This is a genomic window from Enterococcus raffinosus, from assembly GCF_019175485.1.
Taxonomy (GTDB): Bacteria; Bacillota; Bacilli; order Lactobacillales; family Enterococcaceae; genus Enterococcus_A; species Enterococcus_A raffinosus.
The window spans coordinates 2,229,168-2,254,666 of the sequence record NZ_CP072888.1 but is presented as its reverse complement, the minus strand read 5'-3'; the positions used below and the strand labels follow the sequence as shown (position 1 = coordinate 2,254,666).

At 40.9% G+C, this 25,499-nt stretch carries 22 protein-coding genes; 14 read left to right on the top strand and 8 right to left on the bottom strand.

Translation table 11 applies throughout. The features are described 5' to 3' along the window. The first annotated feature begins 55 nt into the window (after positions 1-55). From nagB to J9537_RS10995, 8 genes are all read left to right on the top strand, one after another. On the top strand, positions 56-757 hold the full coding sequence (nagB, locus tag J9537_RS11030; protein ID WP_010745725.1) for a glucosamine-6-phosphate deaminase: 702 nt from the start codon (positions 56-58) through the stop codon (positions 755-757). Positions 758-990: 233 nt separating this feature from the next. Next, positions 991-1,566 carry a CatB-related O-acetyltransferase gene (locus J9537_RS11025; RefSeq protein WP_143142298.1) on the top strand — a complete coding sequence of 192 codons (576 nt, stop codon included), beginning with the start codon at positions 991-993 and terminating at the stop codon, positions 1,564-1,566. 95 nt (positions 1,567-1,661) lie between these two features. Further along, positions 1,662-2,369 carry a pseudouridine synthase gene (locus J9537_RS11020; RefSeq protein ID WP_060789408.1) on the top strand — a complete coding sequence of 236 codons (708 nt, stop codon included), beginning with the start codon at positions 1,662-1,664 and terminating at the stop codon, positions 2,367-2,369. Between the two features lie 69 nt (positions 2,370-2,438). Further along, positions 2,439-3,143 (top strand): MgtC/SapB family protein, encoded by a 705-nt coding sequence (locus J9537_RS11015; protein ID WP_010745728.1) that lies wholly within the window; start codon positions 2,439-2,441, stop codon positions 3,141-3,143. A gap of 115 nt (positions 3,144-3,258) precedes the next feature. Next, positions 3,259-3,933: a response regulator transcription factor gene (locus tag J9537_RS11010; protein WP_060789409.1), complete on the top strand. Its 675-nt coding sequence runs from the start codon at positions 3,259-3,261 to the stop codon at positions 3,931-3,933. Then, positions 3,906-5,033 (top strand): sensor histidine kinase, encoded by a 1,128-nt coding sequence (locus tag J9537_RS11005; protein ID WP_060789410.1) that lies wholly within the window; start codon positions 3,906-3,908, stop codon positions 5,031-5,033. Before J9537_RS11010 ends, J9537_RS11005 begins: the two co-directional genes overlap by 28 nt. A gap of 141 nt (positions 5,034-5,174) precedes the next feature. Beyond that, positions 5,175-5,834, top strand: a complete 660-nt coding sequence (locus J9537_RS11000) for an ABC transporter ATP-binding protein (protein WP_218256173.1) — start codon at positions 5,175-5,177, stop codon at positions 5,832-5,834. After that, positions 5,835-8,315 carry an ABC transporter permease gene (locus J9537_RS10995; RefSeq protein WP_060789412.1) on the top strand — a complete coding sequence of 827 codons (2,481 nt, stop codon included), beginning with the start codon at positions 5,835-5,837 and terminating at the stop codon, positions 8,313-8,315. It begins immediately after the preceding gene. A 106-nt stretch (positions 8,316-8,421) separates the two neighbouring features. Here the strand turns inward: J9537_RS10995 and nrdF are convergent, their stop codons facing one another. The 3 genes from nrdF to nrdH all read right to left on the bottom strand — a co-directional run bounded on the left by nrdF (position 8,422) and on the right by nrdH (position 12,042). Further along, entirely contained in the window at positions 8,422-9,387 is a 966-nt protein-coding gene (gene nrdF / locus J9537_RS10990) for a class 1b ribonucleoside-diphosphate reductase subunit beta (protein ID WP_010745733.1), read from the bottom strand. An 81-nt stretch (positions 9,388-9,468) separates the two neighbouring features. Then, a complete protein-coding gene (gene nrdE / locus J9537_RS10985) occupies positions 9,469-11,628 on the bottom strand; it encodes a class 1b ribonucleoside-diphosphate reductase subunit alpha (protein WP_218256172.1) in 2,160 nt (719 codons plus the stop codon). Between the two features lie 195 nt (positions 11,629-11,823). Then, positions 11,824-12,042, bottom strand: a complete 219-nt coding sequence (gene nrdH / locus J9537_RS10980; RefSeq protein ID WP_010745735.1) for a glutaredoxin-like protein NrdH — start codon at positions 12,040-12,042, stop codon at positions 11,824-11,826. 393 nt (positions 12,043-12,435) lie between these two features. Here nrdH and J9537_RS10975 point away from each other — a divergent pair, with 393 nt between their 5' ends. From J9537_RS10975 to J9537_RS10955, 5 genes are all read left to right on the top strand, one after another. Then, positions 12,436-12,906: a FeoA family protein gene (locus J9537_RS10975; RefSeq protein WP_060789415.1), complete on the top strand. Its 471-nt coding sequence runs from the start codon at positions 12,436-12,438 to the stop codon at positions 12,904-12,906. Then, positions 12,907-15,069 carry a ferrous iron transport protein B gene (gene feoB / locus J9537_RS10970; protein WP_060789416.1) on the top strand — a complete coding sequence of 721 codons (2,163 nt, stop codon included), beginning with the start codon at positions 12,907-12,909 and terminating at the stop codon, positions 15,067-15,069. It begins immediately after the preceding gene. Beyond that, a complete protein-coding gene (locus J9537_RS10965) occupies positions 15,057-15,191 on the top strand; it encodes a FeoB-associated Cys-rich membrane protein (protein WP_141741222.1) in 135 nt (44 codons plus the stop codon). Before feoB ends, J9537_RS10965 begins: the two co-directional genes overlap by 13 nt. Before the next feature lie 231 nt (positions 15,192-15,422). Further along, the gene (locus J9537_RS10960; RefSeq protein WP_060789417.1) at positions 15,423-16,124 is read left to right on the top strand and encodes a MarR family winged helix-turn-helix transcriptional regulator; all 702 of its coding nucleotides are present in this window, start codon (positions 15,423-15,425) and stop codon (positions 16,122-16,124) included. Between the two features lie 43 nt (positions 16,125-16,167). Beyond that, positions 16,168-17,943, top strand: coding sequence for an ABC transporter ATP-binding protein (locus J9537_RS10955; RefSeq protein WP_060789418.1), 1,776 nt, complete (start codon positions 16,168-16,170; stop codon positions 17,941-17,943). A 109-nt stretch (positions 17,944-18,052) separates the two neighbouring features. Here the strand turns inward: J9537_RS10955 and leuD are convergent, their stop codons facing one another. The 4 genes from leuD to J9537_RS10935 all read right to left on the bottom strand — a co-directional run bounded on the left by leuD (position 18,053) and on the right by J9537_RS10935 (position 22,698). Next, a complete protein-coding gene (leuD, locus tag J9537_RS10950) occupies positions 18,053-18,637 on the bottom strand; it encodes a 3-isopropylmalate dehydratase small subunit (protein WP_060789419.1) in 585 nt (194 codons plus the stop codon). Continuing rightward, complete coding sequence (leuC, locus tag J9537_RS10945; protein ID WP_060789420.1) at positions 18,637-20,010, bottom strand: 3-isopropylmalate dehydratase large subunit; 1,374 nt, start codon at positions 20,008-20,010, stop codon at positions 18,637-18,639. The genes leuD and leuC overlap by 1 nt, the downstream gene beginning before the upstream one ends. Before the next feature lie 71 nt (positions 20,011-20,081). Next, positions 20,082-21,128, bottom strand: a complete 1,047-nt coding sequence (gene leuB / locus J9537_RS10940) for a 3-isopropylmalate dehydrogenase (RefSeq protein ID WP_060789421.1) — start codon at positions 21,126-21,128, stop codon at positions 20,082-20,084. A gap of 55 nt (positions 21,129-21,183) precedes the next feature. Further along, positions 21,184-22,698 (bottom strand): 2-isopropylmalate synthase, encoded by a 1,515-nt coding sequence (locus J9537_RS10935; RefSeq protein ID WP_060789422.1) that lies wholly within the window; start codon positions 22,696-22,698, stop codon positions 21,184-21,186. 605 nt (positions 22,699-23,303) lie between these two features. On the opposite strand from J9537_RS10935, the gene J9537_RS10930 reads away from it, so the two are divergent. Further along, positions 23,304-24,965 carry a peptide ABC transporter substrate-binding protein gene (locus J9537_RS10930; protein WP_028021283.1) on the top strand — a complete coding sequence of 554 codons (1,662 nt, stop codon included), beginning with the start codon at positions 23,304-23,306 and terminating at the stop codon, positions 24,963-24,965. Between the two features lie 45 nt (positions 24,966-25,010). Here J9537_RS10930 and J9537_RS10925 read toward each other — a convergent pair whose 3' ends face one another. Next, positions 25,011-25,355 (bottom strand): DUF3899 domain-containing protein, encoded by a 345-nt coding sequence (locus J9537_RS10925; RefSeq protein ID WP_010745746.1) that lies wholly within the window; start codon positions 25,353-25,355, stop codon positions 25,011-25,013. Positions 25,356-25,499 lie beyond the last annotated feature (144 nt).

The following is a 25,499-nucleotide window of genomic DNA, read 5'->3' as shown; positions in this document are numbered from 1 at the left end:
CGATAAAAGGGTGTTAAAATTGGTGTATACCAAATTGATAAAGGAGCGTTTACCCATGAAAGTAATTCGCGTGAAAGATGCCAACGAAGGCGGAAAAAAAGCATTTGAAATCATCAAAGATGGAATGGAAAACGGCGTAAAAGTATTAGGTCTAGCAACTGGTAGTACCCCTGAAACTTTATATAAAGAAATGACTTCTAGTGATTTAGACTTTTCAGAAATGACTTCTGTAAACTTAGATGAATATGTTGGATTAGCAGGCGACGATGTACAAAGCTATCGTTACTTCATGAATGATCAACTATTCAACAAAAAACCATTTAAAGAAACATTCGTACCAAATGGGAAGGCAGAAGATTTAGAAGCTGAATGCAAACGTTATGACGGTGTAATCGCTGATCATCCAATCGATTTGCAAGTACTAGGTATTGGACGCAATGCTCACATCGGATTCAACGAACCTGGTACACCATTTGACGTAACGACTCATGTTGTTGAATTAACTGAATCAACGATCGAAGCGAACAAACGAAACTTTGATAAAGTTGAAGACGTACCAACGCATGCTTTATCAATGGGGATCGGTTCAATTATGCAAAGCAAAAAGATCTTATTGATGGCTTTCGGTGCAGACAAAGCGGATGCAATCAAAAACATGATTGATGGCGAAGTAACAACGGATGTACCTGCAAGTGTATTACAAAACCATGCGGATGTAACGGTCATCATTGACGAAGACGCAGCAAGCAAATTATAAGAAGCAGTCGTTTAGTGCCAGGGAAAATTTCCTTGGTACTTTTTTTATTTAAGAATAGAAGGGTGCTATACTGGTTTTAAGAGAAAGAATGATTAGGAGAGTGATTTGATGAGAAGGTGCATTGTTTAAACTGGAATAGTTGTCTAATAGAAAAATGATTACCATTAAGGAGTGAAAAAACTATTCCAGTTAAAAAGCTTTACCCTAGAAGCAACGATAATGAGACGATTTATTTGAATGCAGCGATTACGCGACCGACTATTTCTGTCGGAGATTATACAATCTATAACGATTTTCGCAATGATCCCCGTCAGTTTGAGGAGAACAATGTGTTGTATCACTATCCCATCAATTATGATCAGTTGGTCATTGGAAAGTTTTGTTCGATAGCCTGTGGCGCCACCTTTATTTTCAACAGTGCGAATCATCGCCAATCGGCGTTATCAACTTATACATTTCCTCTATTTTATGAGGAATGGCAGTTGGATAAACAGGAAGTCACTTCGGCTTGGGACAATAAAGGGGATATCATCATTGGAAATGATGTGTGGATTGGTTATGAGGCAACCATTCTGTCAGGCGTTCGGATTGGTGACGGAGCAATTATTGGCGCGCGTGCCTTAGTCACAAAGGATGTGCCGGCGTACACGGTGGTTGGCGGAGTACCGGCGAAGGAACTGAAGCAGCGATTTGATCCATCTACGATTCAAAAATTACAGCAGCTTCAATGGTGGGATTGGCCGTATGAAAAAATTCAATGGGGGATTCCGTATTTGAAAAATGGTGACATCGATCAATTAACAAAGTAATCAAAAGCTCAGTCGCAAATGTGGCTGGGCTTGCTTCTTTTCTTTCCTTTGGCTATAGTGAAAAATAGAAAAGTTAACCGGAGGAAAAAAGCAGGATGCGTTTAGATAAATTTTTGGCTGAGGTGGGTTTAGGTAGCCGCAAGGAAGTAAAACAGCTGATTAAAAAAGGACAAATTTCAGTAAATCAGCAAAAAGAGAAATCAGATAAAAGGCAAGTAGATCCTGAAAAGGATCGGATAGAGTTTGATGGTGAGGAGCTGCATTATCAAGAGTATTACTACTATTTATTACATAAACCAGCGGGAGTAGTGAGTGCGACGGAGGATGCGCGTGACCGAACAGTCATGGATGTATTTTCGCCAAAGGATTATCGCAAGGACTTGTTCCCAGTGGGGCGATTGGACAAAGATACAGAGGGACTTTTGCTGATCACAAATGATGGAAAGCTGGCCCATGAATTGTTGTCACCAAAAAAACATGTAGAAAAAGAGTATTTCGCTGAAGTTAGCGGAAGGATGACAGTGGAAGATCAACAGCAATTCGCTACGGGGATTCCATTGGATGGAGAATTAACGCTGCCAGCAGAATTGTTCATTGATGAAGTTGCAGAGCATTCATCCAAGGTTCGGATCATTCTTCACGAAGGTAAATTTCATCAGGTAAAACGTATGGTGAAATATTGCGGAAAAGAAGTGACGTACTTAAAAAGAATTCGAATGGGTGAAGTGACTTTACCGGATGATCTAGCGAAAGGCAGCTATCGTCCATTGACAGCGGAGGAGTTACGCTTATTAAAAGGCTGAGAGACTCTCTTTTTTATTGACCGTGCTATACTGGAAGTGAAGAGATATAGAAATTGAGGTGGTGCACAAATGGATTTAAAATTATCAGTTTATGAAATTATGCTGCGGCTGTTTTTAGCTATGATTATGGGTGGCGCCATCGGTATTGAACGAGAATACAAGAATCGACCTGCAGGAATTCGTACACACATCTTGGTTTGTATGGGGGCGACGATCATCGCTCTGATCCAAGTAGAGATCGCGGATCAAGCCTTGCGCTATGCTGCGGCAAAACCGGAGTTTGTCGGTGTCGTTCGAGCGGATGAAGCGCGATTGATTGCCCAGGTTGTCAGCGGGATCGGTTTTTTAGGAGCGGGTACGATCATGGTCAGCAATCGGTCAGTTAAGGGACTAACGACTGCGGCCTCGATCTGGGCAGGTGCTGGATTAGGGATCGCGATTGGAATGGGGTATTATACTATCGCTATCTGCAGCTTTGTTGGGATCATGCTAGCATTAACAGTCGTTAAACGGATCATTAAAATCAATGCCATCAAGAAATTGGAGATTCGTTACATCCACCGTGAGGCGACCAAAGAATTTATCATGAATTATTTTGAAAGTAAGAAAATCGAAGTGGAGGATGTCGACTTCGATGTCGATTTTATGGATGACTACCGTATTTATACGAATGTTTATACGATTGATCTGCCGCGAGGGATGAATTACACAGATGTGATTGAGGATCTTTCAATGTATAAGAACATCACCAAACTTCGAATGATCAATGTTTAAAAAAGAGGATGAAATCATTGAAAAATGATTTTGTCCTCTTTTTCATTAAAGTAGTGTTGTCAGAGCCTTCGTTCATTGATAGAGTGAAAGTATGTAAAGTTTCTAGGAGGAAAAAATGGGAAAAATTCTTTTGTTAGAGGATGATCTAAACTTAAATAATGGGATTCAGCTATGCCTAACCAGAGAAGGGTATGAGGTTTTGGCATGTTTAGATATTGCTTCAGCAGAACAGACCTTTCAGCAAAATGATGTTGATCTAATCATCAGCGACCTTTCTTTGCCAGATGGCAGCGGCTTAGATTTTTGTCAAAAGATTCGAGAACAGTCGAACGTGTTGATCTTGATGCTGACTTCTTACAATCAAGAGCATGATATTGTGACGGGCTATGTTCATGGAGCGGATGATTATATGACAAAGCCTTTTAGTTTAATGGTCTTAGTTTCTAAGGTACAAGCGATGATGAAGCGTGTCGCTAGTAATCAAGGACAAGAATTGCTTTCGGGAGAGTTATCTGTCTCTTTAACAGAAATGAAGGTCAAATTACATGGCGAGCTACTCCCTTTAAGCAAGACAGAAATTCAATTGTTAATCTTCTTTATGGAGAATCCGAAACAGATTTTGTCTTCGGATCAGCTGTTGAACCAAATATGGGATACTAAAGGAGAATATGTTGATACTAATACAGTTTCGGTCAACATCAGTCGGCTGCGGCAAAAGGTAGGTAAAGAGCGGATCAAAACAGTTCGGGGAGTGGGCTATCTATGGATCAACGACGTTCAAAAAAAATAATTCTTCTCTATATTTTACTGACTGTGAGCTGTTTGATTGTCTTTATCCTGCATAATATGAAACTCTATTCCGACCTGCAGGAGAATCAGCAGGCCACTCTAGCTAGACTAAATAAGGAAGCATCTTTTTCTGAAGCGAAGCTGATTGAAAATTTTGATGCGTCGAAAACGGCTGAGTTGGTAATTGAAGGAAAAGAATTGGAAGAAAAATATGGGTTATTAGGAAAAATGAATCTATCACATATTTTACAGACCTATTTTATCCGAAATCTAGCATTATTTCTTGTTTTTTGGTCTGTATTATCGGTCCTTTTCTTTTGGCTGATTCGTCAAAAACGAAAAATTTATGATCAGCTAGAGGTAAAAACAGAAGAATATCAAGAAGCAACTGCCTATAATGAATTGATGCTGCAACGAAGCCAACGTGAAGAAGGGAACTTGAAATCCAGCATTACAGATATCACTCATCAACTAAAAACCCCCGTAGCATCATTGAAATTAAGCCTAGATATCGCACTTTCAGATCAGTATGAAGCAGCTGAACGGCAAAATTTTGCGGAACAAGCCGAAGTCCAAATCAACAAGCTTAATCTGATGCTAGATGGTTTATCCAAAATTTCGCAGCTAGAAACAGATCTGATTCAATTGAAGCCAGAGAAATTATCCTTGCAGCAGTTGATCAATCAAGCGGTGAATGGTGTCATCATGAAGGCGATCGAAAAAGAAATCGAAGTGGAAGTAGAGCTGCTGGAAGACTTTTGGGTGTGGGTTGATAAAAAATGGACACTAGAAGCTTTGGGAAATGTTTTAGAAAATGCGGTTAAGTATTCGCCTGAAAAAACGACAGTCAAAATACAAGCATCGTCATTAGTGACGTATGTTTTAGTAGAGATTAAAGATGAAGGACCGGGAATTTCAAAAGAAGAGCAAAATAAGATTTATCAGCGCTTTTACCGTGGTTGCAATAGTTCTGCTGTCGAAGGGTCTGGTGTCGGACTGTATCTCACACGCAAGATCATTGAAGGTCAAGGGGGGACAGTCATGGTGAAGCCACGTCATCCGAATGGTTCGAATTTTCAATTGACGTTGCCACTAGATTAACTCCTCATTTGGATTTATGAATGATCAAAGACCTCTTTTGATGTTTCTTACAAATTTGTTATGTTCGCTGAAAGAATCCTGCAAGGGTTCTTTTTTATACTAAGAGTATAGAAATGAGAAAAAGGAAAGAGGGCGTAAAAAATGATCTTAAAAATTAGAGACTTAGTAAAACATTATGATGATGGAAATGCAATCGTAAAGGCGGTTGATCATATTGATTTGGAGATAGGAAAGGGCGATTTTGTAGCAATTGTTGGTAAATCAGGTTCTGGGAAAAGCACGCTCCTAAACCTGATCGGCGGATTGGATCATCCAGCTTCAGGACAAGTTATTGTTGATGGAAAAAATGTTTTCCGAATGAAAGATGAACAATTGGCCGTCTTTCGTCGACAAAAAATTGGCTTCATCTTCCAAAATTATAATTTGATCCCCTCCTTGAACGTATGGGAAAATGTCGTTTTACCCATTGGATTAGACAATCGAAAGGTCAATACAGCGTTCATCGAAGAATTATTAACGACCATCGGGCTCAATGATCGAAAAAAAGCTTTGCCTAGCATGCTTTCTGGAGGACAACAGCAGCGTGTGGCAATTGCTCGGGCGATTGCATCGGAACCAGCAATTATTCTAGCGGATGAACCGACAGGAAATCTCGATACGAAGACAGAATTAGAAGTGATGTCACTACTAAAGAAATCTGTTGAAAAATTTGGTCAAACCTTGATTATGATTACGCATGATGAAGGGATCGCGCAAACGGCTGATTATATCGTCCACCTTGAAGATGGGCGGGTGATTTAAATGAAGATGACCAATACGGTAGCTGTTGCCAATACCAAATACCATAAAGGAAAGAATTTGCTATCAGGGATCGCGATTATTTTGACCAGTGTGTTGGTTTTTCTGATCACGTCAATCGGATTAGGTGTTGTGAATGTTCAAAATGCGGCCGTCAATAAGGTCTATCCGACTTGGCATGCAATGTATCGTAGTGTTTCTGAAGAAAATATGGAGAAAATTGCTCAACACGAAGCGATTGGCGAATATGGGTTGCGTCAAGATGTGGGAGAATCAATTTTATCAGAAGATAACTATATCTTGATCAGTTATTTAGATGCCGAGGCACAAAAATTAACAAAGCAAACATTTGTCAGTGGGCATGCGCCTAGAAAAGCAAATGATGCAGTTCTCTCTAAAAACGCATTGAAGGAACTTGGCTATCCCAATGCTAAGATTGGTGACGATATTTCTATCCCTGTACAATTTCTTGAAGAAGAAGGATTAGGTCTGGAACAAACAAGAACGTTTCGTCTGACAGGGTTTTCTCCTGATGGTAAAAATCAAGCTGGCAGAAAAATTTTTTCGATGCTTGTCTCAAAGGAGTTAATGCAAGAAACGATCCCAAAAAATCAACGAAGTTATCGAATGATGATTCGTTTATCAGAGGAGGCTGCGACTTCCACAGATGCCATTAAAGAACGGGTAAAGGAAATCGGAAAAAACTTTGACGTGATCGAGGATAATATTGTTGAGAATAGCGACTATCTATTTGCGAATTATGTTGATCCGGCTTTTTATACGGGAATGGCGATTATTGTAGGGATTATCTTGATTGCTGGAGCCTTAACGATTTACAGTATCTACTATGTATCCTTAATCAATAAAGTTCAGGAGTTTGGCAAACTGGCCGCTCTAGGAGCAACCAAAAAGCAAATCCGTCAAATCATTTTAAAAGAAAACTTGATCGTCGCTGGCATCGCGATTCCCATTGGCCTGCTGATCGGAACTGCTACTGTAAAGTTTGTTTTTGTTCAAATGATGTCCACAATAGAAAATGAGGTTGCGATAATGGAAGTGATGCGTGAAGTGCTAGATAACGGAGAAGTTTCGTTAATACTTCCATGGATCATTGGAATGACCATCGCGATCACAGTAATAACTGTATTACTCGCTTCTTTAAAACCAATGCGTCAAGCGAGTAAGATTATGCCAATTGAAGCGATGCGTTATACTGGGCAAACACAAGGGAAGAAAAAACAGCGAAAAGGGTTCATCAATCTCAATTTAAACCGTTTAGCCCATGCAAATCTATCTAGGAACAAAAAGCGCACGCTAATTACCATCTTTTCCTTAGGAATGATCGGAATTTTGTTTGTTGTCGTCTCAACTGTTTTTAGCTGTATGAATCCTCAACAGATTGCACGCGACACGATCGCCGCAGATTATCGTTTGAGTATTGCTTCTGTCAGTGGAGACAAGATGCGTCCAGAACGAGAATGGACAGCAATTCAACAAAATAATCCTTTGAATAATGAGATGATCCATAGAATAAAAGCCATCGATGGAGTAGAAAAAGTCGAAGCGTTCCAATCAATTACAGGTGAAATCCCCAGCATTAAGGAAATAGGAACAGATAAGCCTATGGGGCTATCCATCGGAGGCATTACGGAAGAACAAATGGGTCAGCTCAAAAAGGATATTTCAGTTGGCAGCGCGACCTATGAGGAATTGAATTCTGGAGATAAAGTAATTGTAACAGGCTATTTATTGGCTAATTATCCAGAAATCAAAATTGGAGATACGTTGACCTTTAAGATATTTGATGGCAATCGTACCTATGAAAAAGAAATGACAGTCATCGCAGGTGGAGACTTTACACAAGCGATCAGCAATTATGACAATTTCTTGATGAGTAATGAAGCCTTGAAGAAAATGTCAAAAAATAATTTGACCTATTATGTGAATATCAAAGCAGCAAAGGGCAAAGCAGCAGCGATGCAACCCGCAATTGAAGAGTTGGCGAAAGAGAATGACATGTTCCGTTTGCAAAGCTACAAAGAGATTTTGGAACAGTGGAAAGGTTCTATGCAGATGATGACTGGCGCAGGGTATGCGATTATGCTGGTCTTAGCGATTGTTGGGATCATGAATTTGATTAATACCACGATCGACAGCATCTTAAGTCGGAAAAAAGAATTGGGTGTGATGCAAGCCATTGGTATGTCCGATCGCCAAATGAAGCGAATGCTTCAAATGGAAGGCTTCGTGTATGCAGGAGGAATTCTCTTGTCAGGAGTGGGGATCGGCAGTATCTTAGGGTACTTAGTCTTTCTATATGCCAAAGATAATGGGTTGATGCAAATAAAGGTATATCAGTACCCATTAATTCAAGTCTTACTGATGGTGCTATTAGTTGTCATTGTCCAATTGATTTTGACCTATGCGACTACGACACTTGTTAATAAAGAAGCGGTCATCAAACGTATTCAAGCCTCAGAATAAACAAAAAATCTGTCAGCGCGTTTGGATAGGCTATCCCTAACTAAGACAAAGAAATAATTAAGTCCTAGTTAAGGGGGAGCCTACCATTTTCGCTGACAGATTTTTTTTATTCTAAACCAATCAAATAGTCATCATCATTCATTGCTTCAACTTGACCAAGCAAGTAGCCATTCCCAACTTGTGAGAAGAAATCATGGTTGCTAGTTCCTGTTGAAATACCATTCATGACAATTGGATTCACATCATCTGCTGTATCTGGGAAAAGCGGGTCCATTCCAAGATTCATCAAAGCTTTATTGGCATTGTAACGTAAGAAAGTTTTTACTTCTTCACTCCATCCGATCTCATCATAGAGCTCTTCAGTGTAACGCTCTTCATTTTCGTACAATTCATACAGTAAATCATACATCCATTCTTTCAAACGTTCTTGTTCTTCTTCGGTTTGCTCATTGAATCCTCTTTGGAATTTATAACCAATGTAGGTTCCATGTACGGATTCATCACGAATGATTAATTTAATAATCTCAGCTACGTTAGCCAATTTATTATTCCCTAAATAGTAAAGAGGGGTATAAAAACCAGAATAAAATAAGAAGGTCTCTAGAAACACACTAGCGATTTTCTTTTCCAAGGGTGTTCCAGTTTTATAGATTTCATTGATTCTTTCGGCTTTTTTTTGCAGGTATTGATTTGTATTTGTCCATTCAAAAATTTCTTCGATCTCGGCTTTGGTGTTCAATGTACTGAAGATAGAAGAATAACTTTTCGCGTGAACAGACTCCATGAATTGGATATTATTCAGAACAGCTTCTTCATGAGGAGTGCGTACATCCTCGCGAAGTTGATCCATTCCGCTTTCTGATTGCACGGTATCAAGCAATGTTAACCCGCCAAAAACATGTCCGACGACGGTTCTTTCTAATGGAGATAGTTTGCGCCAATCATCTAGGTCGTTAGACAAAGGAATTCGAGTGTCTAACCAAAATTGTTCTGTTAATTTTTCCCAAGTCGATTTGTCGATGACGTCTTCGATCTCATTCCAGTTAATGGCTTCATAATAAGTTTCTGCCATGAAATTTCCCCCTAGTTCGTATTAATGTATTTCTCACAGTATTACCTCTCGTGCGAGCAGCGCGAGAGGTAACAATAATGATTAGATTACGCAGCTTTCACATTGGTTGGAGCCGATTTCTTCTGCATCATCTGTAAAGGTCCGAACGTAATAAATTGATTTACAGCCTTTATAAAACGCGTAGTTACGCAAAATATTCAAATCACGGGTGGTTTGTTTGCTTTCTGTTTTCCATTCATACAAGCCTTCAGGAATTTCAGAACGCATGAATAAGGTCAGACTCATTCCTTGATCAATATGTTGTTGAGCCGTCGCATATACATCAATGACTTTTCGCATATCCATGTCATAAGCAGAAGTATAGTAAGGCAAAGTATCATTATTCAAGTAAGGAGCTGGATAATAGATCTTGCCGATTTTCTTCTCTTGACGTTCTTCAATCAAACGAGTGATTGGGTGCAAGCTGGCACTTGTGTCATTGATATAAGAAATGGAGCCATTTGGAGCAACCGCTAAACGGTTTTGGTGATAAAGTCCGTCTTTTTGGACAGCTTCTTTTAGCGCTTGCCAATCTTCAGCGGTAGGAATGAAAATATCTTTGAAGATTTCTTTGACTTTATCTGTTTTTGGTAAAAATTCACCTGTTGTATACTTATCAAAGTAAGAACCGTCTGCATAGGCTGATTTTTCGAAGTTATGGAAGACTGTCTTACGTTCTTTCGCAAGCTCGTTGCTTTCCATCAATGTCCAATAATTTAACAAAGTGAAGTAGATATTAGTAAAGTCGATGGATTCTTCTGAACCATATTCCATCAAGTGTTTTGCGAAGAAGCTGTGTAAGCCCATCGCCCCTAAACCAATCGTATGATTCAATTTATTTCCATTTTGAATAGAAGGGACGACATCAATGTCAGATTCATCGGTAACAAAGGTTAATGCTCGTACCATTGTACGAACGGATTGACCAAAGTCAGGACTTTCCATCAAATTAACAATATTCGTCGAACCAAGATTACATGAAATGTCTGTACCAAGTACATCGTATTCTTGACGCCCGTTAATAGTAGAAGGTGTTTGAACCTGTAAAATTTCGGAACATAGATTACTCATAACAATTTTTCCATCAATCGGATTGGCACGGTTTGCCGTATCAATATTGATGATATAAGGGTAGCCGGATTCTTGCTGCAATTTAGAAAGTTCATTTTCCAAATCACGGGCACGAATTTTTTTCTTGCGAATGTTTGGGTTTGCGACTAAGTTGTCGTATTCCTTGGTGATATCCACATAGGAATAAGGCACGCCGTATTCGCGTTCGATACCATAAGGACTGAATAAATACATATCTTCATTTTTACGAGCCATTTCGTAAAACTTATCCGGTACAGTCACACCAAGTGAAAGAGTCTTCACACGGATTTTTTCATCGGCGTTTTCTTTTTTGGCTGATAAGAACATTTCAATATCTGGGTGGAAGACGTCTAAGTAAACCACACCTGCACCTTGACGCTGCCCTAGCTGGTTAGAGTAAGAGAAACTATCTTCGAACAGCTTCATCACTGGAACCACACCACTTGCCGCGCCGTCATAGCCTTTAATCGGGGAGCCGGCTTCACGTAAGTTCGATAGGTTAATTCCTACACCGCCACCGATACGTGATAATTGCAGAGCTGAGTTAATCGAACGGCCGATACTGTTCATGTCATCTGTTACTTGAATCAAGAAACAAGAAACAAGTTCTCCGCGACGCTTACGACCTGCATTTAAAAAAGAAGGGGTAGCTGGTTGATACCGTTGATGAATCATTTCATCTGCTAAAGACAAAGCCAATTGTTCATCGCCATCAGCAAAATACAAGGCGTTGAAGGCAACACGGTCTTCGTAGCTTTCTAAATACTCAGTGCCTGCATTGTTTTTCAAGGCATATTGTGAGTAAAATTTATAAGCTGCCATAAATGATTTGAATGTAAAGTTTTGGTCAGCTAAGTAATTGAAGAGCTTCTCAATAAAAGCAGGGGTATATTTCGCGATAAATTCTGCTTCTAAAAAGTCTTCTTCTATTAAATAGTCTATTTTTTCTTGTACAGAAGAAAATGTATGGGTATTTGGTTCTACATTTTCTTTGAAAAAAGCAGCCAAGGCTTCTTTGTCTTTATTTAGTGGAATCTGTCCATTTACTGGACGATTGATCTCATTGTTTAATTTGAAGTAAGATACTTCACCTAGGTCCTTTAAACTCATCTCGTCACATCTTTCCTTTTCTATCTATAATAAAGAAGAAAACTTTGCAATCATGGATCGCAAAGTTTCGAAAAACGGTGCTCTAGAAGCAGTTTCTTAAGAAATAAGCCGAACTATCCCTAAAGTATGAAAAGCTACTTTTGGATAATCCCTCTTCTTTCTTGAAGCTAGCCGCTTCAGGTGCGACCTCTTAAATTACGCTAATGCTTTCAATTGATCTGGACGGAAACCGATAATGGCTTGTTGTCCACCGAAAATAACTGGGACACTTTGGAAACCTTGATCTTTTAGAAAACCTAGAGCTTCGGGTTCATTGTCGATGTTGACCTCTTCGAATGAAATTTGATTCTCAGTTAAATAACGTTTTGTCATTTTGCATTGCATACAATTGTTTTTTGAATATACTTTTACCATAAGACGACCTCCCTTGATTTCTACAATTACTAGTATAAAAGATGTAGGGAAAAAGTCAATCGTTTGATACCATATATTGTGGTGGTGAAACATTGGTATACTACTCTTTGTGTTTTTTGCAAAAACATTGAAAACGGACGGTTTCAAAGAAAAATCCCTTTACAGAATTCAAAAAACTGTTCTGGGATGTTTTTTTACGGCAAAAAAGTTTTTTTAATAACGAAAAAAAGAAAAATAAAACAAATAAAACAGAGATTGTCAAACAAATTGCTCAAAAAATAGAGAAATTCTTCGACCATTTATTGACTTTGCCATGAAATGAAGCTATTCTTAGTGAGAAAGATTCTCATTATTAATTAGATTTAGAAGTCGAACAGTAAGGTGGAGAAGTGTATGACAACTTTGGCAGATGTTTCATTGAATCAGGTTGTTCAAATTGACGAAATGACTTTAGAAAATGATACAAAGCATCGATTGCAGGATTTGGGGATGATCGTCGGTTCAAAAGTTGCCGTCGTGAATCACTCTGGCGAGAATGGAATCGTTTTATTACATAATACGCGACTGGCTTTGTCTCAGTCTTTATTAAAGCAGATACATGTGAAGAACCTAACGGAAGACCAAGAAACTTGGGTCTCATTGGATCAACTAAATGCGGGTGAACAAGGAATTGTGGTCAATGTCCATGGTACAGGAGCAGTCAAACGACGCTTGATGGATATGGGCTTGACTAAGGGAACTCAGGTGAAAGTTGTGAAGCTGGCGCCTCTAGGTGATCCGATTGAGCTGCGGGTCCGAGGATATGAATTAAGTTTACGGAAAAGCGAATCAGAGATGGTGGTCGTATCTAAGGAGGCGGAATAGATGGCAAAGACACATATTGCTTTAGCGGGAAATCCTAACAGTGGGAAAACAAGTACCTTCAACGTTCTGACAGGAACCAATCAGTTTGTAGGAAACTGGCCAGGAGTTACGGTCGAGCGAAAAGAAGGAATCTACAAGAAGGATTCCGAAGTGATCATTGATGATCTGCCTGGGATCTACTCCCTTTCTCCCTATTCTCCAGAAGAAGTTGTTGCCCGTGATTACTTACTTTCGGGTACTCCTGATGCTATCGTCAACATTATCGATGGGACGAATCTAGAACGGAATCTTTATTTAACGACGCAATTGATCGAAACGGGAATTCCTGTGGTCGTTGCAGTAAACATGATGGACATTATCAAAAAAAGTGGAAAACAGATCAATCTAGAGAAATTGGCTTATGCTCTAGGTGTGCCCGTAGTGGGGGTCAGTGCGTTGAAGAATTGGGGCTTAGATAAGGCAGTTAATGAAGCAGTGCATCTTATTAAAAAAGGTGTGGAAGAAATCAATTTTCCCCATTACGACAATCGTTTGGAAGCAGCGATTAATGAGATTGAAGCAGTGCTTGGAAGTACGGCGCAGGCGCAATATAGCCGTTGGTACAGTTTAAAACTATTTGAACGAGATGAACGTGCGCAAAAAGCCTTGGATCTTAGTTCAATCCAACAAAAAGAAATTGATGAAATCATTAAGATCACTGAAAAGATTTTTGGTGAAGATGCGGAAAGCCTAGTCATAAATGAACGCTATAATTTTATTACACATTTGAAAACACTCTGTGTGGTGGATGAAGACCAATTCAAGCTTTCCATTTCAGATAAGATTGATCGCGTCGTAACCAATCGTTTCTTAGCCTTGCCGATTTTTGCTTTAGTGATGTGGCTGATTTACTATATCGCGATCCAGACAGTCGGTGCTATGGGAACGGATTGGGTAAATGATCATTTATTTGGCGATATTGTTCCTAATTTTGTGAGCTCAACGCTGCAATCTTGGAATGTTGCCGAATGGATGCAGAGCCTGATTTTAGATGGAATTATCGCAGGTGTAGGTGCCGTCTTAGGGTTCCTTCCACAATTAATGGTCCTTTTCCTGTGCTTAGCACTGTTGGAGGATTGCGGGTATATGTCTCGTATCGCCTTTGTGATGGACCGGATTTTTCGTAAATTTGGATTGTCAGGGAAGTCTTTCATTCCGATGCTGATCGCTACAGGCTGTGGGGTACCTGGAGTAATGGCGAGTCGTACGATCGAAAGCGAAAAGGATCGTCGGATGACCGCGATGTTAACGACCTTTATGCCATGTTCGGCGAAACTGCCGATTATCGCTTTAGTTGCGGGTGCCTTCTTTCCTAACAGCAGTTGGGTAGCGCCCTCCGCGTACTTTGTCGGGATGGGAGCGATCGTATTATCTGGCATTGCCTTAAAGAAAACCAAGCTTTTTTCTGGAGATCCGGTTCCTTTTATCATGGAGCTTCCTTTATATCATATGCCTAGAATTGGGAATACGGTTCGTTATACGTATGACCACAGTAAAGCCTTTGTAAAACGTGCGGGAACAATCATTTTTGTTTCAAGTATTATTATTTGGTTTATCTCAAGTTATAACTTCTCATTGCAAGCGGTCAATGAAAACGATAGTATCTTAGCTGCATTGGGCGGCTTGATTGCACCATTGTTCGCTCCATTAGGTTGGGGAGACTGGCGCGGGGCAGTTGCGGCGATCACTGGTTTGGTCGCGAAGGAAAATGTTATTGGGACCTTTGGGATTTTATATCGTCACGCAGAAGTCGCTGAGGATGGCGTAGAAATTTGGAAATCTCTGCAAGCGGCATATACACCAATCGCCGGCTATTCCTTCTTAGTATTCAACTTGTTATGTGCACCTTGTTTTGCTGCGATCGGCGCGATCCATCGTGAAATGGGGGACATCAAATGGACATGGCGTGCGATTGGCTATCAATGCGGCTTAGCCTATGCTGTAAGCTTTATCATTTATCAATTTGGACATGTGATTTTTGAAAATGGCGAAATCGGAGTTGGTTTGATTTTAGCAGCGATTGTACTTGTAGGGATGATTTATTTCATCGTTAGAAAACCAGTTAAGCGAACACCAACAATTACCATTGAGGAAATCAAAGAGGTGAAAGAATGGCAACTATAGTATTAAGTATATTGATCTTTGGCGGTGCCGGTGCCATTGTCTATCGGCGAATCAAAAATGGCAGCTCTTGTGAAGACTGTGACGGCAGCTGTCCCGTGAAAGAAGAACAACATAAGCACTAAAGCTTTGGACTCGATGATGATCATCGGGTCTTTTTTTAACAGTAAAGGGTGATTAAAAGTTGATGAAATCAACCTTTTGGTCACTTTTCTTTTTTTTGAAAGAAAAAAATAGCAAAGTTGTTGACAATAGTTCGGTACCGAACTATAATAGCAATCGAAATAAAGTTCGGTACCGAACTTTATTGAAGAGAAGACAGTAGCTACTATAAATAAGGTAGGGGGATTTTTGTCATGAGTGAGTTTACGAAGGATTTGATGCGTCAATTACGCTTTATCAGTTCTGCCAGTAATGCCTTTATGAGTAAAAGGCAGAAACTAACTGGTCAGCAACGTGTTTTGGCGATTTTGGCTAAGGAAGATGGATTGATACAAAGTCAATTGGCTGAGATTCTAGATATTCGTCCCAGCTCACTGGCAGAATTAATGAAGAAAATGGAAAAAAACGGTGATGTCATACGTGAAGAAGCCGAGCATGACAAACGGATCAAACGCGTCTTTTTAACGGAAAAAGGAAAGCAAAAGGCTCAGAAGGTGAGTCATGCCGATGAAGATAGGAGCGAAGCGTTCTTTGTAGGCTTATCAGAGAAAGAACAGGAACACTTCAGTGAGTATCTGCAAAAAATTTCTGCTGGCTGGCAAGAAGAGTTTCAGAAACAGGCTGGACGGTTTGTTGACCCAATGGATCGTCTGCGTCAGATGCAAGCGATGCGGGATCAATTTGCTGAAAATTGGCAAGAGGATTGGCAGCAGCTTTCGCGAGAAGAACAGCATCGGATGCGGAATCAAATGCAACGAGAGATGCGCAATGCTTCAAGAGAGTTTTCTCGCGACTTCAAGCATGATTTTCGTCGGGATTTTTGGGGAAATCGAGACTGCTTTAATGAAGGAGCTAAAGAAAAAGACGAGAAAGATACTGAATGGGAAGATTTCTAAAAAAAGTAGGCGGAAAGCTGCTATGAAGCAGGAGGAACAAACGATGGATCGGGATATGAGTATGGCACCTGATGAAACTATTGAAGGTGGAAAAAAGAGTAATTACAAATTGAAGGATTTTTTACGATTGATCTTGAGTGTCAATCCTAAAAAAGCACTGTTTGCTATTGGTTTATTTCTAAGTTTGTTAACAAGCGGGGCTAGCTTAATCGTACCGCAGTTAACAAAGGGCTTGATTGATACAAGCAAGCTTGCAAAGATTGATAAAACAATGCTGATCGTATTAGTTTTGGCTTTTGTCGCACAGCTGGCCTTTGGCGCGATCGGGAGTTTTCTGTTGCGTTATGTCGGGGAAAGTGCTGTTAAAACGCTGCGGGAGAAATTATGGAGTCATCTGCTGCAAATGCCTGTCGGTTATTATGATGATCATAAATCTGGAGAAAGCAGTTCCCGACTAGTAAATGATACAACAGTAATAAAGGATTTAGTCGCGACGCAATTTCCGAACTTCATTACTGGAGCGATCCAGCTAGTTGGATCAATGATCATCTTGTTTGTAATGGATTGGAAAATGGCGGCGATGATGTTTTTAGCGGTTCCGATCATGGCGTTGATCATGATGCCGATTGGACGAATTATGTCGCGCTTAGGACGTCAACTTCAAGCCGCGACGGCTGATTTTAATGCCGAAGCTAGCGAAAAGCTTTCTGAGATTCGTTTAATCAAAGCGAGTAACGGAGAAAAGTTTGAGAAGACTAGTGGCGGCTCCTTTATCAATAAGATCTTTAGCTTAGGAATCAAGGATGCAAAGGTCGAGGCGATGCTGCAGCCAATCATCACGACCGTTATGTTGGGCTTATTCGTTGGTATCCTAGGGTATGGAGCGGTTCGTGTTCAGGCTGGAACGTTAACAAGCGGACAATTGGTTGCTTTCTTGTTGTATCTGTTTAACATTATGATGCCGGCTGCCAGCTTCGCGATGTTCTTTTCTCAAGTGCAAAAAGCAATGGGAGCGACTGAACGGATTGAACAAATACTAAAAACGGATCTAGAGCCTATTGAAACAGGCAAAACGGTGGATGTTTCAGGTAAAACGATCAAGGCAGAAAATCTTTCCTTCCATTATGTAACGGATCGTCCCATTTTGAAAAAGGTTTCCTTTGAAGCGAAACCAAATACAGTGATTGCTTTTGCTGGACCGAGCGGGGGAGGGAAATCTACGATCTTTGCCTTGTTGGAACGTTTCTATCAACCAACAGAAGGAACAGTAAAAATTGGCGATGAAGCGATCGAACAGCTTAACTTAACCAATTGGCGTTCACAGATTGGCTATGTTTCTCAAGACAGCGCGGTGTTTGCAGGAAGCATTCGTGAGAATTTGCAGTATGGACTCGATCGAACACTTACCGAAGAAGAGTTATGGCATGGTCTGGAATTGGCTTATGCCGATCAATTTGTTCGTGAGTTCCCAGAGCAGTTGGAGACAGAATTAGGCGAACGTGGAGTGAAATTATCCGGTGGACAAAAACAACGGATCGCTATTGCTCGAGCCTTCTTACGGGACCCTAAAATCCTGATGCTGGATGAAGCGACAGCCAGCTTGGACTCACAATCGGAAGAAAAGGTTCAACGAGCCTTGGATCAGTTGATGGAAGGTCGGACAACCTTGGTGATCGCTCACCGGCTATCAACGATTGTGGATGCTGATCATATCTACTTTATCGAAAAAGGCCAGGTGACTGGTCACGGGACTCACGCTGAGTTGATTGCCTCTCATCCGCTTTATGCGCAATATGTACAAGAACAGGTTGTGAATTAAATAAAAGAAAATCGCGTAAAACTTTCCAAAGTGAAAGTTTTACGCGATTTTTTTTAAGCGAATGCCAGTATAAACATTTCAGACGAGAATAGGCTAAAGACTGGATTATTTATTCGTACGTTGGCATCTGCTTCTCGTATTTCTCAATCTCATCTTCATGTTGAAGGGTGATGCTGATATCATCCAGTCCTTTAATCAATTTATCTTTCCATGTTGGATCGATCTGGAAGGCATAATTAGCCTCTGGCGTTTGGACTTCTTGTTTTGGCAAATCGATAGTGATCGACTGATCGGCAGGCAGTTGGCTCAAAATCTCTCTTACCTCTTGATCCAGTCGGATCGGCAATAGCCCATTCTTCAAGGCATTCATATAAAAGATGTCGCTGTAGCTTCCGGCAATGACTGCTTTGAAGCCGTAATCCTGAATTGCCCAAGCCGCATGCTCCCGCGAAGAACCTGAGCCGAAGTTTTCTCCTGAAATCAAGATCGTCGCTTCTTTTCGTTCAGGTGTATTCAAAATGAATTCGGGATTGGGTGAGCCGTCTTCTAAAAAGCGCCACTCATCAAAGAGATGTTTCCCGAAGCCGGACTTATCAACTTGCTTCAAAAAGCCCTTTGGAATGATTTGATCGGTATCAATATTATCGTTCATCAAGGGAACCGTTTTTCCAGTATAGATCGTAAATTTTTCCATTAGATGACCTCCTTACGGCTATCAACAAAGTTTCCATGAATGGCGGCTAGTGCAGCCATGACAGGACTGCAAAGATGTGTGCGGGCATCTTTTCCTTGCCGGCCTTGGAAATTTCGATTGGATGTTGAAGCACAGTGTACCCCGGCTGGTACGCGGTCTGGATTCATACCGAGACACATCGAACAGCCAGGTTCGCGCCACTCAAAGCCTGCCTCTTTGAAAATTTTGTCCAGTCCGATTTCTTCGGCGGCTTTACGAACAGGGCGTGAGCCAGGGACCACGATAGCAGTAACACTATCATGCACTTTTTTGCCCTGTACTATTTTTGCGGCTTCCTTAAGATCTGAGAGCCGACCATTTGTGCATGACCCAATAAAGACATATCCGACTGGGATATCTGCAGGGGTTTGCCCTGGCTTCAAATCCATATAGTCATAAGCTTTTTGTAGATCCGGTGAGGTAATCTCAGGGAAGGTGCCATCAAAAGGCACCCCCATTTCAGGATTCGTTCCCCACGTTACGAAAGGGACTAATTCGCTGACATCTAGTGTCAATTCTTTATCGTAGGCGGCATCGTCATCTGTGTACAATTCTTTCCAGTCTTGGACAGCAGCAGCCATATCCTTCGGTGCATATTCACGACCAGCTACATAATCAAAGGTTTTGTCATCAGGAGCAATCAAGCCAATTTTTGCCCCGCCTTCGATAGCCATGTTACAGATGGTCATACGTTCTTCCATTGATAGACTTTGGATGGCTTCCCCATAGAATTCCGCTCCGTAGCCGACACCAAAGTCTGTCCCGTACTTAGCAATGAGGGCCAAAATGATATCCTTCGCATAAACGCCCTTCGGCAACTGCCCAGTAATCTTTATGCCCATATTTTTCGGTTTATTTTGCCACAAGGTCTGAGTGGCGAAGACGTGTTCGACTTCACTCGTACCGATACCGAAAGACAGCGCTCCAAAAGCTCCATGTGTCGCTGTGTGTGAATCACCGCAGACAATGGTCTTGCCAGGCTGAGTCAATCCGGTTTCTGGACCGACCATGTGGACGATCCCTTGGCGATCACTTCCGTTATCACAAAGCTGAACGCCAAATTCTTCGCAGTTCTGTCTAAGTGTATCAATCTGTTTTTTTGCGACTAGGTCAGTAAAGTTATAGATATCGACCGTCGGTGTATTATGATCCATCGTAGCAAAGGTCCGCTCAGGATGGCGCAGTGTTCGCCCCGCTTCACGAATTCCCGCAAAGGCCTGTGGAGATGTCACCTCATGGATCAAATGCAAATCAATATAAAGCAATTGCGGGGCGCCTTCTTCGCCGTGGACGACGTGGCGATCCCATAGTTTGTCAAATAGTGTTTTTCCCATATTTTCCGCTCCTTATTCGTTAATAATTAGTTAGTCAGAGAACTCTTAGCTTTTTTCTTCTATATAAAGGGCTATACTGTTAGTTCCTGAAGGACGGCATCGGTAAATTCATCCGTAGAAGCTTGACCACCTAGGTCGTGTGTGAAAAGTCCCTTTGATAAGACTGTGTCACACGCCGCTTCAATTGCCTGAGCGGCCTGCTCTTCTTGGAAGGACTGGCGTAACATCATTGCTACGGATAAGATCATTGAGATCGGGTTTGCGATTCCTTTTCCTGCAATGTCTGGAGCCGAGCCGTGAATAGGTTCATAAAGAGATGGCCCACCATCACTATGGCTCGCACTTGGAAGCACTCCTAGCGAACCTGGTAGAACAGAAGCCTCGTCGCTCAAAATATCACCGAAGAGATTCTCAGTGACGATCACATCAAAAGCCTTGGGATTTTGAATCAGCTTCATTGCCGCAGAATCCACATATTGATGTTCTAACTGACAGTCTGGATAATCTTTCGCTACTTCTTCAGCGGTTGCTCGCCATAGTTTACTAGAAGCTAAAACATTCGCCTTATCAACGGAGGTCACTTTTTTACTGCGACCTTGAGCAATTTTGAATGCAGCGTGGAGAATCCGTTCAATCTCATTTTTGTGATATCGAGCAGTGTCGAAGGCCATTGTTTCATTTAACTCCCGCGGTTCGCCAAAGTAGATGCCGCTGCTTAGCTCTCTTACGATAATCAGATCGGTTCCTTCAATAATCTCCGGTTTTAAAGGAGAAAGGTGTCGTAGGGCGGAAGAGACGGAAACAGGGCGAATATTCGCAAATAGATTCAATGATTTTCTAAGTGCAAGCAAGCCTTTTTCTGGCGTGTCCGTCATTTTCTCCCATTTTGGCCCACCGATGGCACCTAATAGGATCGCATCGGCTCCCTGACAAGCAGCTAATGTCTCTTCAGGGAGTGAAGCACCGGCTTCATCAATTCCAGCCCCTCCAAAAGGAAATTTTTCTAGTTGGAATGTGCTGCTGCATGTTTTCTCTACAGCGTTTAAAACCTTTAAGCCGCTTTCCATAATCTCTGGCCCGATGCCGTCACCGGCTAATACAACAATTTTTTTATTCATGTGTCTGCTCCTATCCATATCTCATTTCTAATTGACTAGTGAATCAATAATTGGGTTAGTTTCTTTGTTTTAAGTGATTGCTCGCTTGTACGTAAGCTTTTGCTGATGCGTGCAGCACATCGAAATCGACACCAATGCCGCGAAACTCCTCTTTCGTTTCTCTATCCAAAAGGGTCACGCGAACTTCAGCCTGAGCATCCTCACCGCCGGTCAACGCCTGAATCTCATAGTCCGTCAACTCAGGATCTTGCTGAAACAGTTCATCGATGGTGTTATAAATCGCCTGAATGCTGCCTGAGCCAATTTGAGAGGCAACTTTTACTTCATCCTCTTCATCGATGATTGAGACGATAGCGCCTTGATAACCATTTGAGCTGTATTGAACCTGAACGTCTGTCAGCTTGTATTTCTCCGTTTCTTCTCTATATTGATCCGCAAGCAGTGCGATCAAATCTTTGTCAGTAATTTGCTTTTTCTTATCGGCTAAGGCTTTGAATCGTTTGAAGGCCTCTTTGCTGTCGGCATCATTTAATTCATAACCCAGCTCCTCCAGCTTCGCATTGAATGCATGGCGCCCTGATAATTTTCCAAGCGGCAGAGAATTTTGATTCACGCCGACAAGAGTCGGGGTAATAATTTCGTAGGTTTCGGGATTCTTCAATACGCCGTCTTGATGGATGCCTGATTCATGAGCGTAGGCATTGTCACCAATAATCGCTTTATTTTTTGGAACTGGAATGCCTGAAAGGCGTGAAACCAATTCGCTGGTTCGTTTTGTTTCATTTAATACAATAGAGGACTCGCATTGATAGAAGTCTTTACGAATGGCTAACGCCAAAGCGACCTCTTCTAATGCGGTATTGCCTGCTCGCTCACCGATGCCATTGATGGCACCCTCCACACGATTTGCCCCATTTTCGATCGCTGCCAGCGCATTTGCCGTCGCCATACCCAGATCATCGTGACAATGAGAGGAGAAGGTGATTTCTTGATCGCTGTGGATATTTTCAATCAATGATTTAAAGATCGCGCCATATTCCGTGGGATTTGAATAGCCAACGGTATCCGGTACATTGATGATCGTAGCGCCAGCATCAATAGCGGTTTGTACCGCTTCTAATAGGAAGCCTTTTTCTGTTCTCGAAGCATCTTCCGGAGAAAACTGTACTTTCTTAAACAAGCTTCGTGCATAGCTGACGTGCTCTTTAATAGAAGAAAGAACTTCTTCTCTCGACATTTTCAGCTTGTATTGCATGTGAACGTCACTTGTAGCTAAGAAAACGTGAATTTGAGGATCGACCGCGTCTTTTAATGCTTCATAGGCTCTATCGATATCTTTTTTCTGACAACGTGCCAATCCGGTCACAGTCATCGTCTTTACTTGACGGGCGATATTTTGTACTGCTTCAAAGTCGCCGGGGGAGGCGATGGGAAATCCCGCCTCGATGACATCAACCCCCCATTTTTCTAATTGAAGCGCGATTTGAATTTTTTCTTTCGTATTAAAATTTACTCCTGGTGTTTGTTCACCATCTCTTAATGTGGTGTCAAAAAATTGAATCTTTCTCATTTTTACTCCTCCTTCATTCAAAAACGGGTATAAAAAAAGCACTCCATCGGAAAAGAACCATTTTCTTCTCCGATGCAATGCGAATAGGGACTTTATGAAATATTTTTCAGAAAGTCCCAGCTATAATAATAAAGTTGCGTTGAAAGACCTATTTGATTTCATCATGGCAACCACCCGTTTATTGTCAGAATTTTTTAAAAATTGTTGTATACATCGTATAAAAAAAGAAAAGAAAAGTCAATACGATTATGAAAAAAAGATGAGAAATATTTTTAATAAATAGATAAGGGATTAAAAATTCATTTGATGAAATTCTAAAAGGGAAAACTTTGAGCAGTTTTTAACTAGCACGAACAACTGCTAGTTTCTACCATGAATATGTGAGAAAAACGGGCTTTGAACAAATATTTAAGGTGTTTTTATTAGAATAAAAAAATTTTAATAGGGAAATTGTTGGATTCACAAGTTTTCTTAGGTTTTTTTCAAAAAAGTAAAAAGATTATTAGAGCATATGTGTTGATTTATTAAAAACAAATGATTAAACTACTCGACATATTCAGAACTTCATAATTATTCTGAAAATTGAATCAAAAGGGGAAAAAGATATGAGGAACAAATTAGCTTACGGTATTATCGCGGTTTGCGGGCTCGCTTTGGCGGGGTGTTATGGCGGCAGCAGTGCTTCAACTGATGAGAGCAGGTCAAGCGCAAAAGCAAAAGACAACGGCACATTCAATTTAGTGGTTCAACAGGAAATGCCGACAGCCGACTTATCTGTAGCGACAGATACAATTAGTTTTACTGCACTTAATAATGTTTATGAAGGTATCTATCGTTTGGATAAGGACAATAAACCGCAGCCAGCAGGTGCTAGTGAAAAAGTTAAGGTTAGCGACGATGGTAAGACCTATACAGTGAAGTTAAGAGAAGATGCAAAATGGTCAAACGGTGATCCTGTAACAGCTAAAGATTATGTCTTTGGATGGCAACGTACAGTCAAACCAGAGACAGCCTCAGAATACGCGTATCTTTTCGAACCAGTGGAAAATGCGGCGGATATTTCTGCCGGTAAAAAAGCTCCTGAAGAACTAGGAATCAAAGCAGTGAATGATCATGAGTTAGAAATCAAGTTGGCCAAGCCTACACCGTATTTTGATTACCTATTGGCATTTCCATCCTTCTTTCCACAAAATCAAAAAGTGGTAGAAGCAAATGGAAAAGAGTATGCCACTAAGAGTGATAAATCTGTATACAATGGACCTTTCACATTAGAAGGCTTTGATGGTCCCGGAACAGATACTGAGTGGGAATATAAGAAAAATGATACTTACTGGGATAAAGACGAAGTGAAATTATCTAAAGTAAAAGTCAATGTAGTAAAAGAATCTTCTACATCCTTGAATTTATTCAAAGATGGCGAAGCAGACGATGTGATCCTATCTGGTGAGTTGGCACAACAAAATGCGAATGATCCAGCATACAAATCCTTCAAAGAAGCTCGTACCAGCTATCTTGAATACAATCAACGAAAAGAAGATTCACCATTTAGAAACGAGAACTTACGTAAAGCAATCTCTTACGCGATCAACCGGAAATCCTTAGTCAACCAAGTTTTAGGAGATGGATCAGTCGTTTCGACGGGGTTAGTCCCATCAGGTATGTCAAAAAATCCGAAAACAGATGAGGATTTTGCCAAAGAAGCAGGCAATTTAGCTCCTTACGATAAGGAAAAGGCGAAAGAGTATTGGGACAAAGCGAAGAAGGAATTGAAGATTGACAAGCTATCGTTTGAATTAATGGCTTCAGATACTGATTCCTCTAAGAAAGTCATTGAATATATGCAAAGTGCCTTGGAAGAAACACTACCAGGAATCACAGTGAAACCAACCCCTGTACCATTTTCAGTTCGTTTGGATCGTTCAAATGCTGGGGACTTTGATGTTTTACTAGGCGGCTGGGGTGCAGACTATGCGGACCCATCAAGCTTTACTGACTTGTTCGTAACAGGAAACTCATATAACCGCGGTCGCTGGAGCAATGAGGAATACGACAAGGCAGTTGAAGATTCAGGGAATAAAGATGCTAGCGATGAGGAAGCTCGTTGGGATGATTTACAAAAAGCCAATGAGATCATCTCTAAAGAATCTGGTGTCGCACCGCTTTATCAATTATCCGAAGCACATTTAGTTAACGAGAAGGTCAAAGGAATTGTTCACCATCCAGCTGGCGCTTCTTGGGACTACAAATGGACTTATGTAGAGGAATAATTAGACAAAAAAAGAAGTTGGAACGAACCTCGTTCCAACTTCCTTTTAAATCATTGTCAGCAATGCACAAATGATTGAAGAACCGATCAAAATGGCTGCAATGATCAACCAAAAAGAATATCGTCCCTGTCCAACATGGGAGAGAGGCTGAAATTCTGATTTTTTCTTTTGTTTTCTGCCAAACGCTTGATGCATCGAATGCTGAAAATGATCGAAGAAGCCTGAAGAAAAAATCCAAAGCAGGATGCCAACGATCAAAAAAGGCAATCCAGTTAAAAAAAATCGGTTAGATAGAATCAATAAAGAAAGCGACCCTTGAATAAGCGAGTAGATCACAATAAGCACAATCAAGCCGCTGCCGATTCCAATGGGAAATAATTTATTTTTCATACATACACTCCAATAATTGATGAGTAACACTCTTTTAATAAATATGATTCATACGTTCTTCCTACTCTAAACCAAAACAAAAGTAGAAGTCAAAATTTAAGAACGAATCATTAAAAGCTTTTTCTGAAATAGAACAGAATGATA

Coding starts and splice junctions, on each gene's coding strand:
- nagB (WP_010745725.1), top strand. CDS start 56: ATGAAAGTAATTCGCGTGAAAGATGCCAACGAAGGCGGAAAAAAAGCA.
- J9537_RS10930 (WP_028021283.1), top strand. CDS start 23,304: ATGAGGAACAAATTAGCTTACGGTATTATCGCGGTTTGCGGGCTCGCT.
- J9537_RS10935 (WP_060789422.1), bottom strand. CDS start 22,698: ATGAGAAAGATTCAATTTTTTGACACCACATTAAGAGATGGTGAACAA.
- leuB (WP_060789421.1), bottom strand. CDS start 21,128: ATGAATAAAAAAATTGTTGTATTAGCCGGTGACGGCATCGGGCCAGAG.
- J9537_RS10975 (WP_060789415.1), top strand. CDS start 12,436: ATGACAACTTTGGCAGATGTTTCATTGAATCAGGTTGTTCAAATTGAC.
- J9537_RS10925 (WP_010745746.1), bottom strand. CDS start 25,355: ATGAAAAATAAATTATTTCCCATTGGAATCGGCAGCGGCTTGATTGTG.
- J9537_RS11010 (WP_060789409.1), top strand. CDS start 3,259: ATGGGAAAAATTCTTTTGTTAGAGGATGATCTAAACTTAAATAATGGG.
- J9537_RS10965 (WP_141741222.1), top strand. CDS start 15,057: ATGGCAACTATAGTATTAAGTATATTGATCTTTGGCGGTGCCGGTGCC.
- J9537_RS11020 (WP_060789408.1), top strand. CDS start 1,662: ATGCGTTTAGATAAATTTTTGGCTGAGGTGGGTTTAGGTAGCCGCAAG.
- nrdH (WP_010745735.1), bottom strand. CDS start 12,042: ATGGTAAAAGTATATTCAAAAAACAATTGTATGCAATGCAAAATGACA.
- feoB (WP_060789416.1), top strand. CDS start 12,907: ATGGCAAAGACACATATTGCTTTAGCGGGAAATCCTAACAGTGGGAAA.
- leuC (WP_060789420.1), bottom strand. CDS start 20,010: ATGGGAAAAACACTATTTGACAAACTATGGGATCGCCACGTCGTCCAC.
- J9537_RS11015 (WP_010745728.1), top strand. CDS start 2,439: ATGGATTTAAAATTATCAGTTTATGAAATTATGCTGCGGCTGTTTTTA.
- J9537_RS10960 (WP_060789417.1), top strand. CDS start 15,423: ATGAGTGAGTTTACGAAGGATTTGATGCGTCAATTACGCTTTATCAGT.
- J9537_RS10995 (WP_060789412.1), top strand. CDS start 5,835: ATGAAGATGACCAATACGGTAGCTGTTGCCAATACCAAATACCATAAA.
- J9537_RS10955 (WP_060789418.1), top strand. CDS start 16,168: ATGGATCGGGATATGAGTATGGCACCTGATGAAACTATTGAAGGTGGA.
- J9537_RS11000 (WP_218256173.1), top strand. CDS start 5,175: ATGATCTTAAAAATTAGAGACTTAGTAAAACATTATGATGATGGAAAT.
- nrdF (WP_010745733.1), bottom strand. CDS start 9,387: ATGGCAGAAACTTATTATGAAGCCATTAACTGGAATGAGATCGAAGAC.
- J9537_RS11005 (WP_060789410.1), top strand. CDS start 3,906: ATGGATCAACGACGTTCAAAAAAAATAATTCTTCTCTATATTTTACTG.
- leuD (WP_060789419.1), bottom strand. CDS start 18,637: ATGGAAAAATTTACGATCTATACTGGAAAAACGGTTCCCTTGATGAAC.
- nrdE (WP_218256172.1), bottom strand. CDS start 11,628: ATGAGTTTAAAGGACCTAGGTGAAGTATCTTACTTCAAATTAAACAAT.